The 14,410-nt window shown below is 63.7% G+C and carries 13 protein-coding genes; 2 read left to right on the top strand and 11 right to left on the bottom strand.

From position 1 onward, the window contains the following. Positions 1–55 precede the first annotated feature (55 nt). From hypA to GEOBRER4_RS05385, 4 genes are all read right to left on the bottom strand, one after another. On the bottom strand, positions 56–388 hold the full coding sequence (gene hypA, locus GEOBRER4_RS05400) for a hydrogenase maturation nickel metallochaperone HypA (protein WP_185244548.1): 333 nt from the start codon (positions 386–388) through the stop codon (positions 56–58). 70 nt (positions 389–458) lie between these two features. Continuing rightward, positions 459–1,331, bottom strand: a complete 873-nt coding sequence (locus GEOBRER4_RS05395) for a sensor histidine kinase (protein WP_226377895.1) — start codon at positions 1,329–1,331, stop codon at positions 459–461. Between the two features lie 342 nt (positions 1,332–1,673). Then, positions 1,674–3,050 (bottom strand): sigma-54-dependent transcriptional regulator, encoded by a 1,377-nt coding sequence (locus GEOBRER4_RS05390; protein WP_185244546.1) that lies wholly within the window; start codon positions 3,048–3,050, stop codon positions 1,674–1,676. Positions 3,051–3,066: 16 nt separating this feature from the next. Continuing rightward, positions 3,067–4,911: an MEDS domain-containing protein gene (locus GEOBRER4_RS05385; protein WP_185244545.1), complete on the bottom strand. Its 1,845-nt coding sequence runs from the start codon at positions 4,909–4,911 to the stop codon at positions 3,067–3,069. A gap of 290 nt (positions 4,912–5,201) precedes the next feature. Here GEOBRER4_RS05385 and GEOBRER4_RS05380 point away from each other — a divergent pair, with 290 nt between their 5' ends. After that, entirely contained in the window at positions 5,202–5,432 is a 231-nt protein-coding gene (locus GEOBRER4_RS05380; protein WP_226377894.1) for a hydrogenase maturation nickel metallochaperone HypA, read from the top strand. Between the two features lie 100 nt (positions 5,433–5,532). Here GEOBRER4_RS05380 and GEOBRER4_RS05375 read toward each other — a convergent pair whose 3' ends face one another. Together GEOBRER4_RS05375 and rsgA are read right to left on the bottom strand one after the other, a co-directional pair. After that, positions 5,533–6,237, bottom strand: a complete 705-nt coding sequence (locus tag GEOBRER4_RS05375) for a spermidine synthase (RefSeq protein ID WP_085813486.1) — start codon at positions 6,235–6,237, stop codon at positions 5,533–5,535. 15 nt (positions 6,238–6,252) lie between these two features. After that, the gene (gene rsgA, locus GEOBRER4_RS05370; RefSeq protein WP_185244543.1) at positions 6,253–7,173 is read right to left on the bottom strand and encodes a ribosome small subunit-dependent GTPase A; all 921 of its coding nucleotides are present in this window, start codon (positions 7,171–7,173) and stop codon (positions 6,253–6,255) included. Between the two features lie 282 nt (positions 7,174–7,455). Between rsgA and GEOBRER4_RS05365 the strand changes: the two genes are divergently transcribed. Beyond that, complete coding sequence (locus GEOBRER4_RS05365; protein ID WP_085813488.1) at positions 7,456–7,893, top strand: GSU0071 family protein; 438 nt, start codon at positions 7,456–7,458, stop codon at positions 7,891–7,893. Between the two features lie 8 nt (positions 7,894–7,901). Here the strand turns inward: GEOBRER4_RS05365 and GEOBRER4_RS05360 are convergent, their stop codons facing one another. The 5 genes from GEOBRER4_RS05360 to buk all read right to left on the bottom strand — a co-directional run bounded on the left by GEOBRER4_RS05360 (position 7,902) and on the right by buk (position 14,377). Beyond that, on the bottom strand, positions 7,902–8,516 hold the full coding sequence (locus GEOBRER4_RS05360; protein ID WP_185244542.1) for an HAD family hydrolase: 615 nt from the start codon (positions 8,514–8,516) through the stop codon (positions 7,902–7,904). A gap of 46 nt (positions 8,517–8,562) precedes the next feature. After that, complete coding sequence (locus GEOBRER4_RS05355; protein ID WP_185244541.1) at positions 8,563–10,767, bottom strand: alpha/beta fold hydrolase; 2,205 nt, start codon at positions 10,765–10,767, stop codon at positions 8,563–8,565. Beyond that, positions 10,764–11,516: a glycerophosphodiester phosphodiesterase gene (locus tag GEOBRER4_RS05350; RefSeq protein ID WP_226377893.1), complete on the bottom strand. Its 753-nt coding sequence runs from the start codon at positions 11,514–11,516 to the stop codon at positions 10,764–10,766. Before GEOBRER4_RS05350 ends, GEOBRER4_RS05355 begins: the two co-directional genes overlap by 4 nt. Before the next feature lie 283 nt (positions 11,517–11,799). Further along, the gene (locus tag GEOBRER4_RS05345) at positions 11,800–13,308 is read right to left on the bottom strand and encodes a phosphate acyltransferase (RefSeq protein ID WP_185244540.1); all 1,509 of its coding nucleotides are present in this window, start codon (positions 13,306–13,308) and stop codon (positions 11,800–11,802) included. After that, positions 13,292–14,377, bottom strand: a complete 1,086-nt coding sequence (gene buk / locus GEOBRER4_RS05340) for a butyrate kinase (protein WP_185244539.1) — start codon at positions 14,375–14,377, stop codon at positions 13,292–13,294. Before buk ends, GEOBRER4_RS05345 begins: the two co-directional genes overlap by 17 nt. Positions 14,378–14,410: the final 33 nt, after the last annotated feature.

The following is a 14,410-nucleotide window of genomic DNA, read 5'->3' as shown; positions in this document are numbered from 1 at the left end:
GGTACTTCTGTCCCGCGATTGTATCATTTTGTCCCACGACCAGGGGTACCGGTACTCATTCCAGCTCCAGTTCCTTGACCCGCAACTCCTCTCCGGAGACGATGCTGAGGCCAAAGGCGCCGCATCCGGGGCAGGCGGCGAACAGGGTGGAGATGGGGAACTCGCCGTGGCAGGCGGGGCAGTTGCCGACCCCTGGCACGAGTTCCAGTTGCAGGCGCGCTCCCTCCAGCAGGGTCCCCTTGGTGCACGCCTCGAAGCAGAACTCGACGCTCTCGGGCACCACCCCCGAAAGCTCTCCGATAAGCAGCACCACCTCGGTAACCTTGCGCCCCGCGGCGTGCCCCTCGCAAATCTCCACCACGCTCTGTGTTATCGACATCTCGTGCATCGCCCGCCTCCTTGCTGGTCAAGGCGCGGATGATAGCAGATAACCCGCCGCCGCAAAAGCACTCATTTTCCTAGGTAATGCAGGACTGCAGGGTGAAGTAGAAGGTCGCCCCCTTGTCCACCTCGCCTTCGGCCCAGATCCTGCCGCCGTGGCGGTTGATGATGCGCTGCACCGTGGTGAGGCCGATGCCGTTGCCGGGGAACTCGCTGCTTGGGTGCAGGCGCTGGAAGGCGTGGAACATCTTGTCGGCGTTTGCCATGTCGAAGCCGATCCCGTTGTCTTTCACGAAGCAGGTCCTGTCCGCGGCGACCTCGCGGGCGCCGAACTCGATGCAGGCAACCTCCCGCATCTGGGTGAACTTCCAGGCGTTTCGGAGCAGGTTCTTCATCGCGATCTCCAAAAGGCTCGAGTCGCCGAAGGTGCGGATGCGCGGCTGGATGATGAACTCGGCCTTCCGGTCCGGGGTGCTCTGCTGCAGGTCGCTCGCCGTCTCGCTCACGATCTCGGAGAGGTCGACCACCTCCCGCTTCAGGTTCAGGTAGGAGAGCTGGGAGAGCTGCAAGAGCGCCTCGATCAGCTCGTTCATGTGCTGCGAGGACTTGAAGATCCGCTCCAGGTAATCCATCCCCTCAATGTCCAGCCTGCCGGCATACTGCTCCTGCAGGGCGCGGGTGAAGCCGCAGATCCTTCTGAGCGGCGCGCAGAGGTCGTGGGCCACCGAGTAGTTGAACGCCTCCAGGTCGCGGTTGATCGATTCCAGCCGCTCGGTCTGTTCGGTCAAAAGGCGCTCGACCTGCTGGGTCAGCACGCTGATCTCCTCGTTGTTGGGCCTTTCCAGCAGCATGTTCCTGATGGTTTCCAACGAGCTGTGTACCGCGGATTTCAGGTCCACCGCGTAGGAGGCGTTCAGCATGCTCGATGCTGCTTCCTTGTCTATGCTCAAATACCTGCCCTCCCCGTTCGTCTTCCGTTCCCTGAACATACCGGTCATCGGGCACCCCCTTTTATGACCTTCGTTCCCCGTCGTGTTCCTTTGTCCGTGGCAGGCTTACCTCACCTGCCTCCGCGATTTTTGTGCCTGCAGTGACTACAGCAGTAACCATGCCCGCCCCCGCTCCTTGGATCTTTGGCTACGATTCCGGGCACTTGTTCCAGAACAGGGAGCTTGGATGGAGCAGCGGGAGCCGCAACAAATCTTTCTTTTTCCGGCGCGGGAGCGCGGACGGCTGCCTAGGGCGGGTTTAGGTCGGACAACATATGTGGCAGGTGCAACGCTTGTTGCGGTTCAGGGCATACCTGCCTTTCTCCTGAGCCTGTTGTTGAGAGCCTGTCGTGAAATTCCTAGCAGCGAGGCGGCTTCGCCCTGGTTTCCGTTGGACATGCGCAACGCCTCGCTGATCAGAAGCGTCTGCGCCTCCTTCATGCTGGGAAAGCCGTGAAAGGTGACAGTGACGCTTTCTTCTTCGGCGGTGAGGCGCGCGTCCCCGGAAGACGCGTCGATCCTCTTTCTGAAGCTGGAGAGCGGCAAGGAGCCTTTTTCGTGCAGCGCTACGGCATCGTAGACCATTGCCTGCAGTTCGCGCACGTTGCCCGGGAAGTGATAGCGCTCCAGCATGCGCGGCAGCTCAGGCGGGTACGATGGTTTCGCCTTGCCCATCCGTCGCGCGGCCTGGGCCACGAAGTGGTCCAAAAGAAGCGGTATGTCGCCGCTGCGCTCCCGAAGCGGAGGGACATGGATCTGGTGGCAGCAAAGCCGGTAGTAAAGATCCTCCCGCAACCTCCCCTGCTCCAGGAGCCTTTTGAGTTCGCGGTTGGTGGCGACGACGATCCCCGCGTCGCTGAAGGCGGGTGTGTCGCAGCCAAGCGGCAGGTACTCGTGTTCCTGGATCAGCCTGAGCAGCTTGATCTGGGAAAGCTCCGGCAATTCCCCGATCTCGTCCAGAAACAGCGTCCCTCCCGCCGCCCTTCTGATCAGGCCGTCCCGGTTTTGCTGCGCCCCGGTGAATGCACCCTTGCGGTGCCCGAAGAGGGTGTCGGAGAAGACGGCATCGTCAAGACCCGCGACGTTGACCGTGACGAATTCACCCCGGCTCCCGCCAAACCGATGCACCGCCTCCGCGAAGAGCTCCTTCCCCACGCCAGTTTCCCCCGTCACCAGCACCGGCTGCCCGGAACGCGACACGGCTTTGGTGCGCCGTAAAAGGGCCAGCATCTGACGGTTCTCGGTGATGATCTCGGGGAAAGCGGTTTCCCTTTCCCAGTGGTGGGCCGGCCCGCGTGCGAGCCCCAGGGCGCGGTCTATCGCCGCGAGGAAGACCAGATTGTCGATGGGCTTGACCAGGTAGTCGCAGGCGCCTGCGCGCATGCAGGAGACGGCCTGTCCCACCTCGGCGGCCGCGGTGCTGACCATTACCGGCAGCTGCGGAAATTCCTCCACCACACGCTCCAAAAGCTCCTTGCCGTTTACGGTGGGAAGCGACAGGTCCAGGACCACGGCCGCAGCCTCGTTGCGCCTGAGAAACGGCAGCAACTGGGCCCCGTCGTCAAATGCCATGACCGGCCCGATACCGTGCCCTTTGAGGAGCATGGCGTACACCATGAGCATCCCTTCGTCGTCATCGACCAAGACGACGGGAAGCGGCGTTGCGCGACCACTTTTCATGACAGTGCCTCTTCCGCTACACCTGGAAGTACAGGGTGCCTCCCCTGCCCGTTTGGTCGGCGCACCAGATCCGGCCGCGGTGCAGGTTGATGATCCTTTGCACGGTGGCAAGGGCGATGCCGCTGGAGATCCGCTCCTGCCCTTCACCCTTGCCAGCTAATCCCTTGCCCTGCTGCTCGCCCTGCCTCGGTCCGTTGTCGGAGACGTAGAAGCTCCGCTCCCCCTTCACCTGTGCCGTGCCGAACTTGATCACCGGATGTTTGACCCCGGCGGTGCAGTTGAAGGCGTTCTCCAAAAGCTGTTCCATGGCGAGCCTCAGCATCTCGCGGTCGCCGGTCACGGTCACCCCCCCCTCGATCCTGAAGGTAACCGGCCGGGTCACCGTGTCGGAGAGCTTCTCGGCTATCTCCGACGCCATGGCGCTCAGGTTCACCTCTTCGGGCTGCAGGCCGGCGGCGGTCAGTGCGGTCAGACGCTGCATCGCGTCGATGGGGCCGGCCAGTTCCAGCGCGGCGACCGATACCTTCTCCAGCAGCCTTCGGCAGGGGGTGGAGAGTTCGCCGCCGTAGAGTTCTTGCATCTCGCGGCAGTCCTCGCCGAGCCCGGCCAACCGGGCGCTGAGGTCGTGGGAAACCGCCTCTCCGAAGGCCTCCAGTTCGGCGCTTCTCGCCTCCAATTCGTCCCGCAGCCCCTTCAGGGCGTTCTCCGCGTGGTGCCTCGCGGTCATGTCGAGTCCCACGATCCAGTTGCTCCACCCCCTGATCGGGACGTAGCGTGAGATGTTGGACCAGGCGACCGTCCTCACCGACCCGTCTCTGCAGCGCAGGTTCCACTCCCTGCCCCGGTAATCCCCCCCCTCGCGCGGGTGCGCCGAGACCACCTCTTTGCGCAGCTCTCCTTCCACGTGAAGCAGCTCCAGCATCGGCTTGCCGATCACCTCTTCCACCCTGAACCCCGTGGCCCTTTCGAACTCGTGATTGCAGGCGGCCAGCCGGTCGCCGCTATCGAACGCCATCAGCAGGGCCGGGATATGCTGCAGGATGGTCTGCAGTTTCCTCTTGTGTTCCAGAAGAGCCTCGTCCTTTTCCTGCATCTCCTTTTCGCTCGCCCGCAGCGTGTCCTCCTCCTGCCAGTTTTCATAGATCTTGCGCGCGAGCGCGCCGTAGGCCTGTTCCAGCTCCTGCTTGAGCCGGTCGCTCTCGGCCGTAAGCGCCGTCATTTTCTGGGCGGTGGTCAAAAAGACGTCGAGCTCGCAGCGTGCCGTCCTGGAGTGGCTCTCCGAAGCGAGAGGAAAATAGAAAGGATTGCCGCAGGTCCTGCCGTCGACGATCACCTGCGGGTGCAGCTTCGCCAGCTCCAGCCCCCCCTCAGCGGCAAAAAGGTCGCGGCTGTACAGGCAAAGGAGCGTCACGTCGTTTTGGGAAGCGAAGGCGGTCAGCTCCCTCTCGAATCGCTGCAGCAGCTCCTGCCTCTTAGGCTCCCGTGCCGCCCACCCCATGTCGCAGATGACCCTGGTGCCGCTGAAGCCGTCGTCGATGGCTGCGGCACAGATTTCCTGCAAGAGTTTCAGCACCCTTTCCTGCTTGAACGAGCCGTCCTTGAGCCAGACTTCCTTGAGCGGGAACAGTATCAGGGCCCCGGAGTCGTCCTGTTGTGAGGAGAGCGCACTCAGCAGCAACCGCTCCAGCCGCTCCTCCGCCGCGTGCAGATAGACGCAACGCTCCCCGATGGCAATTCCCCTCTGGATGAAGGGGAGCACCGGGTGGTAAATCTCGGTTTCCCCCTGGTAGACGAGGCAGATGTGGTCATGGCAGTTGACTGCGCCTATGTCCGCGAATTCAAGTTCTTTTGTCTCTTCCATCTGGCCCCTCTCCTCGTCGCCCGGAACCGGGTTAAAAAATCCTAAGACAATATACTGGAATAAATTCTCATTGCAATTCCGGCGCGGGAGGAATTTGAATCCGGCAACGGCGCTCTGTATGGGGAAAAGCGGGTTGGCTATGCATGTTTTTTGACCAAGATCAAGGAGCGTAGGCAGAGGAAACGGTAGGCTTCGAACCTGCTGAGAAAGCTCAAAAGGAGGAGAGCATGTGCGACTGCGGATCAGGTAGTTCAAGGGGGAAAGGCCCTTACGCAACCGGGAGGGAACTGGTGGAATTCGTGTTGGCGGCCCATGGAGGACAGGTGGCTGGCTCTGCGCTGCCTCGCGGCGCATTGCAGGTGACCTGCCAGGAATGCGGCGAGGGATTCGAGCTGCGGACCTTCGTCCAGGGATGCCCCGCCTGCGGCGGGGTGCACGCGGTTTCCCCCCCCAGGGCCGACGATCCCGGCGCGGTGCAGTACGCCGGAGCCGGTTTCGGGGCGTTCCCCGGGTCGAGATAGACGTTCGCTGTCAACCGGACAGGGCCGGGCGCCGGCATGAAAAAGGCCCGCCGATGAGGCGGGCCCGGAGTAGGGTGTGCGCTGCTGTGCAGGTTTCGGGTCAGCGTTTCCCCTGCCGCCCCGCTTCCGGTCGCTGCTGCACCCGGGCGAGGTAGACCACGTGGCGCAGCCCGCCGCGGCCTGGGCGGTCGCAGGTGACGGAGAAGCCCGCCGCGCGCAGCCGCTTGTCGAACCCCTGGTCGTAATTCTCGCCCCACACGGCGAAGACACCGCCCGGCTTCAGCGCGGCACGGGTCATCTCGATGGCGATGGCGCCGTAAAGAGGATCCTCGATCTTGTGCGTCTTCGCATGCGGCCCGGTGTACAGGTCGAGCACGATGGCATCGAAGCGCGACCTCGCCATGGCGTTCTTCCTGATGGTGTCGGCCACGTCGGCTATCTCCACGACCACCCTGGGGTCGCTCGCCGCCCCGCCGGTGACCGGGGCCAGCGGCCCGCGGCACCACTCCAGCACCACGGGGTTCAGCTCCGCCACGACGACGATCGCCTTGGGGGGGAGGTTGTCCAGGACCGCCCTCAGGGTAATCCCCATCCCCAGTCCCCCCACCAGCACCCGCGGCGCCTCCTGCTGTTTCAGGTGTCCGCAGGCGAGCTCCCCGAGTGCAACCTCCGAGCGGTGCAGCGAGCTGTTCATCAGCACCAGCCCGTTGACGGTGATCAGGAAATCGCTCTCGCCGCGCTGTCTCAGTTCCAGCACGCCGTCTGCGGTCTTTACACTTTGCAATACTTGCCAGGGCTGGGCCATGGTTGCTAACTCTCCTTATTTCTTCCAGTTGCGCCGTTGCGCCGCCTCTTCGATCGCCTCCACCTCGGTGAGCAGGGCGAGGTAGGTCTGGTAGCGGTCGTAATTGATCTCGCCGGAGTCGACCCGCTCCCTCACGGTGCACCCGGGCTCCTGGCGGTGCCGGCAGTTGTGGAAGCGGCAGGCGTTTTGCTCCAGCGCCTCGAAACCGGGAAAATGGGCCACGAGTTCCGTAGTGGAGATGTCCACCAGCCCGAAGTCCCTGAAGCCCGGGGTATCCACCAGTTCACCGCCGCCGGGAAGGGCGTGCAGCGAGGAAACGGTCGTCGTGTGCCGGCCGGTCCAGTTCTGGTCGCTCAACTCCCCGACTTTAAGGTTGATGTCGGGGCAAAGGGCGTTCAAAAGGGAGCTTTTGCCGACGCCGGTGGTGCCGACGAATGCGCCGCGGTGCCCCTCGTGCAGGAAGTCGCGCAACGGTTCCAACCCCTCGCCGGTGACAGCGCTCAGGGTAAAGAAGCGGAGGATTCCGCCGTAGATGCCAGAGAGCCCGGTGCTTTGCGCGCGCGCCTCGGGGAGGTCGCACTTATTGAAGACGATGAACGGGAGCAGCCCGGCGGCCCGCGCCGCTACTATGGCCCGGTCCAGGAAACCGCCAGGGGTTCCAGGCGCCACCACGATCCCCAAGACGTCGAGGTTCGCCGCCACCATGTGGATCCCGCCGCGGGCGTCGCTGCGGCGCAACTCGGTCTTTCTCGGCAGCCGCTCCAGCACCTCGCCAACGACGCGGACCTCGTCCCCCACCACGTGGCCCGAGTTCCTCTTTACCCGCACCATGCGGCGTTCCTCGTTTTGGAACAGCACCTCGACCGCCACCCCGAAATGGGAGACGATCACCCCGCTTGCCGCCTGCGCCTTCCCCTGCTGCGACCTTTTAATCATATTCCGGCCCGATCTCCCGTCCTTAGTCGCCCCCCGCTTGCGGCGGCCAGGGATGGAGAGTACGGCAGGAGCGGAAAGTTGTCAACAAAACCCTAATTACAACGGCAAATGGGGACGATAGGGACAACTGGAGAGTTGACACGAAGAAGCTTTTGTCTGATAGTTTGCCTTATGCGAAGCTACTGCAGACCACTCTTGCTGGATTGAGCCGGGTCAGAGAGAAGGTCTGTGAGAGAGCTTGCCCGGCAAAGGGTACTGGCAGGTACCCGAAGGATGGCAGCCATGAGCAAAGAGACAGTGGACGAAGCGATCGACCTGTATCTCACGGAACGGATGCAACATGGAAAACAGTTGGCTATCTCGCACTTTCTAGCCTGCCTGTACCTGAAGCAGCAAAGAGACGATATCGTGGAGTCGATGAGGAGGGTGCGCGGCATGACCCGCTACTACATCGACCTCACCAAGGTGATGCTGAACCCTTTCAAGGGTCCGGAGATCGCCTGGCTCGCCTCCATGATCAACATCGCCATCTACGGCGCGGTGCTGATCTCGGTCGAGGAGCAGAGGATGCTCGGGATCGCCCTTTTATCCGGCACGCTCGCCAACGGTCTTTACCTGGTCCGCAGCGTGTTGAAAAAATGGTGCGACCTGCATGTCAAGCTGGCGATCTACGACGAGATCGTGCAGATCGCCGACAGCGAGCTGAAGGCGCTCGCCTGAGCCAACCCTTACGACAGCGCCAAGGCCAGCTCGGCCAGGCTGCCGACCGCGATATCGCTTAGCTCGGGCCACCGAAAACTGCGCGCGGGGTCGACATGGATGGTCCCCGCCCCGGCAGCGCGGCCGGTGAGCAGGTCGAAGGCATAATCACCAACCATTACCAGTGCCGCCGGGGAGACTCCCCAGCGGCACGCTAGTTTCAGGATCCCGTCAGGGTCGGGTTTCGCCAATGCATCCTCGCGGCCGAGCACATCGTCCGCCGCGATGAAAGGCGAAAGCCCGATCCTTCCCAGCGTCGTCAGAGCGATCTCCCGAGTGTTCCGGGTCAGCACCCCCAGCCGCGCGCCCCGCAGGTGCAGCAGCTGCACCAGTTCCCTAGCCCCCTCCGCTGGTTCCGTCCGTGCCGCCAGCTCCTCCTCGATGCTCACCAAAAGCGCCTTGGCAGTAGCCGCTTGCGGCTCGGGGAGAGCGTCCAGGTGCCCCAGGATGTCGCACCCTTCCGGGACTCCCAAAACCGAGCGGATCTGCGCGAAGTCGTGGATGGCTACGGTTAGGGTCCCGTCCAGGTCGAAGACCCAGTGCTGGCTTCGCAGCAGGTTCATTTTCAGGGATGAATTTTCCATAGGAAGTTTTGTAGCAGATATGCGCCGTTATGTGAACCCCGGGAGTTCAGAGGGTCGTCGCCTCTGGGAGCTTGGGCGCTTCCAGGGCCGGATGCGACGTGGCTCTCGCCAGGATCTCCTCCACGAAAGAGCCCAGGGCCGCATGCACCTCGTGCGAACCTGAACCCGCCAGGATGCCGTGGCGCTGCAGGGGGAACATCAGGTACTTCTTACTGGCGCTCCCCAGCATCTCGAAGAGCCGCTGGGAGCCCTGGGGGTCCACCACCGGGTCCCATTCCGCCTGGGCCACCAGCACCGGCACCCGGATCCCGGAGAGCTTGGGCTCAAGACCCCTCATGAACCGCTCCATGGCGCGCAGCCCCGACACCGGAATCCTGGTGTAGTTGAGATCCGGCCGCTCGGGCACCGACTCCACGAACTCCTTCTTGGCCCACTGGTACTTGATGGCGTCCATGACCCGGTTCCAGACGGTAACCGCCGGCGCGAAGCGCGAGGAGATGTCCAAAAGCCGCTGCGGGGGACAGACCGCGAAGACCCCGGCAACCTGCGGGATGCGGCTGGCGCAGTCGAGAGCCACGCCGCCGCCGAAGGAGAATCCTCCCAGCACCACCCGGTCGCATAGCGCGCTCATCAGGGCGTATCCCAGGTCCACCGATTCCACCCACTCCCTTCCGATCCTCACGGCAAGGTCCTCCGGCGAGGTGCCGTGTCCCCTAAGACGCAACAGGTAGACCCAGTAACCGCGCTCCTGCAGGTAGCGCCCCAGTTCCAGCATCTGGGCCGGAACCGAGAGGAAACCGTGCACGAGGACCACCCCCAAACTGCGCGAGCTCCCTTTAAGCAGGATCGGCGCCCCCACCTCGGCAGGCTTGCTTTCCTTTTCCAGATAAAACTGCGCGTAATCCCTTGCGAACTCCTCCTTGGCCTGCCGTTCCAAAAGCGCCGCGACCCGGCTTTTCACCATGCGGCTCGGGAGCCAGGCGGTCAGGTGCACCTCGCGCTGCAAGACGGTGAGCGGAAGCACCTCGTTGGCTATGACACCTAGCGGGTTGTCGATCCTGGCCCGCTGCAGCTCGAAGGGAGCGGAGAACTTCGAACGGTCCTTGACCAGCTCGCCGTCCCGCAAGACGACCACACCCTTTTCCTGCGCGATCTGTACGAACTCGCTGTACTTGTGGTAGCGGTCGTCGGTGAGCAGCGAGACCTGGTCTGTGGTGAGGCTGTGGTGGCGGTGGCAGTCGGTGGAGTTAAGGCACTGGGTGGCGAGCAGGAACACTCTGCGGCGGAAATCGTCCTCGGCTATGGTCTTGAACGGGTAGGCCCTCAGCATCGAGGCGAAGAGGTGGTCGTGGTTCACCGTGGTGAGCTGGTAGATGGAGGACATGCAGCGCTCCATGAGCTTCACAGACTCCCGTTTCATGTCGTCCAGCGAGGGGAGCCTGTCGTCGAACCCGATCGGAGCCGTGGAGAGGATGTCGGCCTGGATCGCCCTACCGCGCAGGTAAAGCGCCGGGTCGATCGCCTCGCCGAAGCGGATGTCTATGTCGACCCCGGAGAGGAGCATGCTCCCTTCGGTCAGGATCTCTTCCCTAAGGCGCAGCGACATCTCCTTCATGAAGAGCCCCGCCAGCGTGCTCAGCGCGTTTTCCCGCGCCCTCAGAGGGTAGTAGGTGATGTTCACCGGGACGATCCAGCACTTCCCCTCGACCACCGGGGCCAGATCAGCGATCTGGAAAAGACCCTTGAGTCGCGACACCTCTTCCGGCGCGGCATGCTCCAGTTGTGTCATCCTCTGCCGGTAGAATTCGGTGCGCAAGGCGAGCGTCGCGGCCCCCGAATGGGGGCGCACCCCGATGGCGGGGAGCAGCCTGCGCTGCTGGAACAGCTCCTTGTCCTTCACCATCCGCCCCTCTGGGAAGATGATCCAGTTGGCCTCCCCGGTCAAAAGCGTCTTGACGATGACCCGGTCACGGTCGGGGTTTCTGGTGGAGACGGCTCCCATCATGTCGAGAAAGCGCCCCAGGGGGCCGGCGAACAGCGAGGCGTGGGCCAGCGACCAGACCGGCACGCCGGTCAACTGGTGGATATGGTAGGGGAGAAGCACCGTCTCGATGCGGGTGAAATGGTTCACCGCGAAGATCACGGCCCCCTTCGGGATGTTCTCCTTGCCGTGCGCGTGCACCCTCAGCTTGGAGAATCCCTCCAGGAGCGCGATCATGCGGCCGGTGGCGAGGTAGGCCTGGCGGTTCATGGCTTGTCCTCCAGCGCTCTCCTGAGCCATCCGGGGCGGTTGGTCATGATAGAGTCCACTCCCAAAAGCAACAGCCTGCGCGCGGCAGATACCCTGTCCACGGTCCAGACGTGAACCTCCAGTTCCCTTTGCCGCAGCTCTCCGACCAGCGCGGCATCGAGCGCTCCCTTGTCCCTGCTCGCCAGCCCGTCGGCGCCACAGTCTGCGAGCGTGGCCAGAATCTCCTGCTGCGACGGGTGCCATCCGTTTCTCCAGCGGTAATCGGTGAGCCAGCAGGCACGGTAGCCCGGAAGACGCCCCTTCACCGCCTTGATGAGCGCGGCGTCGAAGGCGAGGAAACGGACCTGATCCGCCGGCACCCCTGAGGCCGCGAGATCCTCCTGAAGCGCGGGGACGATCTCTTGCCCGCTTTTCAACTCGATGTAGATCCTCTTTCCCTGGGGCAGGAGCTCTAGGACCTCGCGCAGGGTCGGGATGCGCTCACCTCTCCACGCCGCCCCCTTCCAGCTGCCGAAGTCGAGCCGCTCGAGCTCGGGGAGGGTCGCCCGCGCCACGTCGAGGTCCGCATCCGCGGTGCGGGCTGTGCGCCCGTCGTGCAGGCAGACGATCCGGCCGTCGCCGGTCAGGCGGAAATCGGCCTCGATCCCGTCCACCCCTTGCTCGAAGGCGAGCCGGAACGAGGCGAGCGTATTCTCCGGCGCGTCCCTGGAGGCGCCACGGTGGCCGATTATGAGCGTGTTGCCGATCATGCGTTTTCCACCTCATTAGTGGCTGAGACGTTCATTAGCATACGCGCGCCCAGAACTGAAATCAATAGCAGCGCCAGGCGGTTGACTCTTCCCTCTTCCCTCTTCCCTCTTCCCTCTTCCCTCTTCCCTCTTCCCTCTTCCCTCTTCCCTCTTCCCTCTTCCCTCTTCCCTCTTCCCTCTTCCCTCTTCCCTCTTCCCTCTTCCCTCTTCCCTCTTCCCTCTAGCCTCTAGCCTCTAGCCTCTAGCCTCTAGCTCCTAGCTCCTAGCTCCTAGCTCCTAGCCCCTAGCCCCTAGCCCCTGCCTCCTGCCTCCCCCTGAGGAAATGGCTGTAGAGGGCGCTCGCGCAGATGGTGAGGAACTTGGTGAGATCGCTGTCGCTTCTGGAGGTGAGTATGATGGGGACCCGAGCCCCCAGCACCACGTTGGCGACCTCGGCCCCCATGGTGAAGACCCAGCTCTTGTAGAGGAAATTACCCCCCGAGATGTGCGGCACCACGAGAATGTCGGCGCGCCCGGCCACCGGGTTTCCCGCCATCCCCTTCTTGGCCACCGCCTCCGGGTAGAGCGCGAGGTCGTAGGAGAGCGGTCCTGAGACGTCGGCCCCCTCCCATTCCCTTTTCGAGAGCGCCTGCTCCAAAAGCGTAGTCGGGATCTTCTCCGACGGCACCTCGTTCGCCTCCAAGAGCGCAACCTTGGGGCGCTCCACGCCGAGGGCGCGGGCCACCTCTATGGCGTTCTCTATGATGTCCACGCCGGAAGCCGCTTCGTCGTGTGCGAAAAGCTCCGGGTTTATTGCAGGATCGGTGAGGAAAACCAGCCGCTCCACACCGGGGAGCTCGAAGATACTCACGTTGGAGAGGCGCCTGCCGGTCCCGATCCCCCCTTCCCTGGCTAGCGCCGCCTTGACGATGACGGCGGTGTTCAACCCTCCTTTCATCAGCATCTCGCCCGCACCCGAGCGAACGAGATCCACGCCGACCCGCGCCGCCTCCCGCTCATGCTCCTCGCCCGGCTTCAGGTCCACGAAGCGGTAACGCTCCGGGAAAAGAAGGTCGCGGCCGCAGTTCTCTTCCAGCCTGGCACGGTTTCCCACCAGGTAGGCCTTATCCAGTATTCCTTCCTCTATCCCCTGGTTCACTGCGCGCAGGGAGGTGGAGTCGGGGCAGACCAGCACCAGGCTCAGCCCCCGAATCAGCCGAGCCGCCTCGATCACGCTCTTCATGCCGTGCCCCTTGGTGAGCTGAAGCATCGAGGTCCCCTTGTAGATGACGGCGACCAGCCGGGAGCGCTCGCTCAGGGAGATGAGAGAATGCGGCAGCTGCGAGTCAAAGTAGAGCGAGTCCCCAGCTTCGAGACGAAACTCCTCCCCGTCGACCGTAACCTGAAGCTTGCCGCTCAGAAGAAAGAGAAACTCCTCCCCCGGGTGCCGGCTCACGTCCTCGTTCCCTTGAGCGCCAGGGTAAAGCTCGACCACGAAGGGCTCGAGATGCCGTCCGGCAAAGGCGGAGGCGAGGCTTTCGTAGTGAAGGAAATTCTTCCGGTCCACCCCGACCCGCTCGTTTGCTCCGGTCTTCACCGCCTTTTTACCACTCTGCTCCGCCCCCCCCAGAAGCTCGGAGATGCCGACCCCGAGAAAGGTGGCGAGCCGCAGGAGCTCGGAAATCCCCGGCGAGAGCCGGTCCGACAGCACCCGGTCCAGCGTCTCCTGGTCCCATCCCAGCGCCTCGCGCACGCTCTCCGGCGGGACTCCCTTTGCCTGCACAAGCGCCTGCAGATTACCCCCGATCTTCATGCCGCTCCCCCGTGTACTCCTTCGCCTGTTCCTCACCGTTCAAAACCCGGAGGGCCGCGGCGAGAAGCGCCTCGATCTCGTGCTCCCCGGGACGCAGGTGCACCGGCGCGATGAAGCGCACCTTGCGGGTCAGCTGCTCCACGAGGCTCGCGCTGAAGGCGACCCCGCCGGTGAGGATGATGCCGTCGACCTCCCCGTCCAGCGCCGCCGCCAGGGCGCCTATTTCCTTGGCCACCTGGTAGATCATGGCCTCGACCGCGACTCTCGCCCTGACATCCCCCTGCGCCGCCATCTGCTCCACCTCGCGCAGGTCCGGCGACCCGAGATAGGAGAAGAGCCCACCCTTGCGCGCCACGATCACCTTGAGTTCCTCCGGGGTGTGGCTCCCCTGCTCGATAAGCTCGAGGACGCCGATCACCGGGAGCCCCCCGCTTCTTTCCGGCGAGAAAGGTCCGTCGCCATTCAGGCCGTTATTGACGTCGACCACTCTCCCCTTCCGGTGCGCCCCTGCGGTGATGCCGCTCCCCATGTGCACCACGATCAGGTTGACCTCGTCGTAGCCGCGTCCCATCTTTTGGGCCACGTCCCGCGCCACGGCCTTCTGGTTCAGGGCATGGAACATGCTCTTGCGCTCTACCCCCTCAAGCCCGGAGAAGCGGGCCAGCGGCCACATCTCGTCTATGACGGGGGGGTCCACCACGAAAGCGGGAACGCCGTGGCGCTCGGCGAAACCGAGCGCGAGCACTCCCCCCAGGTTCGCCGCGTGCTCTCCGCTCACCGCATCCCGGAGGTCGCGCACCAGGAGGTCGTTCACCCGGTAAATCCCCCCCGGCACCGGCCGCACCAGCCCTCCTCGTCCCACGACCGCGTCGAAGCGGCAGGCCGTGTAACCTTCCCGTTGCAGGTACTGCCGGACGGCCTGCATCCGGTAGTCGAACTGCTCCATCACGGAGGCGAAACGGCCGATCTCCGGGCGCGGGTGCTCGATCCCCCCTTTTTGGGTGCGCCCGTCCTGGTAAACGCCGACTTTAGTGGAGGTGGAGCCGGGATCGATGGCCAGAATAATCATAGGAACCTCATTGCCTGAAAATTGCTCTAATTC

This window comes from Citrifermentans bremense (assembly GCF_014218275.1).
In the GTDB taxonomy this organism is placed as follows: domain Bacteria; phylum Desulfobacterota; class Desulfuromonadia; order Geobacterales; family Geobacteraceae; genus Geomonas; species Geomonas pelophila.
This window is presented reverse-complemented; position numbering and strand designations above follow the sequence as displayed.

Excerpts from the sequence above, each read along its gene's own strand:
- GEOBRER4_RS05355 (WP_185244541.1), bottom strand. The coding sequence starts at position 10,767 with ATGAACCGCCAGGCCTACCTCGCCACCGGCCGCATGATCGCGCTCCTG.
- rsgA (WP_185244543.1), bottom strand. The coding sequence starts at position 7,173 with ATGATTAAAAGGTCGCAGCAGGGGAAGGCGCAGGCGGCAAGCGGGGTG.
- GEOBRER4_RS05375 (WP_085813486.1), bottom strand. The coding sequence starts at position 6,237 with ATGGCCCAGCCCTGGCAAGTATTGCAAAGTGTAAAGACCGCAGACGGC.
- GEOBRER4_RS05350 (WP_226377893.1), bottom strand. The coding sequence starts at position 11,516 with ATGATCGGCAACACGCTCATAATCGGCCACCGTGGCGCCTCCAGGGAC.
- GEOBRER4_RS05345 (WP_185244540.1), bottom strand. The coding sequence starts at position 13,308 with ATGAAGATCGGGGGTAATCTGCAGGCGCTTGTGCAGGCAAAGGGAGTC.
- buk (WP_185244539.1), bottom strand. The coding sequence starts at position 14,377 with ATGATTATTCTGGCCATCGATCCCGGCTCCACCTCCACTAAAGTCGGC.
- GEOBRER4_RS05360 (WP_185244542.1), bottom strand. The coding sequence starts at position 8,516 with ATGGAAAATTCATCCCTGAAAATGAACCTGCTGCGAAGCCAGCACTGG.
- GEOBRER4_RS05385 (WP_185244545.1), bottom strand. The coding sequence starts at position 4,911 with ATGGAAGAGACAAAAGAACTTGAATTCGCGGACATAGGCGCAGTCAAC.
- hypA (WP_185244548.1), bottom strand. The coding sequence starts at position 388 with ATGCACGAGATGTCGATAACACAGAGCGTGGTGGAGATTTGCGAGGGG.
- GEOBRER4_RS05365 (WP_085813488.1), top strand. The coding sequence starts at position 7,456 with ATGAGCAAAGAGACAGTGGACGAAGCGATCGACCTGTATCTCACGGAA.
- GEOBRER4_RS05390 (WP_185244546.1), bottom strand. The coding sequence starts at position 3,050 with ATGAAAAGTGGTCGCGCAACGCCGCTTCCCGTCGTCTTGGTCGATGAC.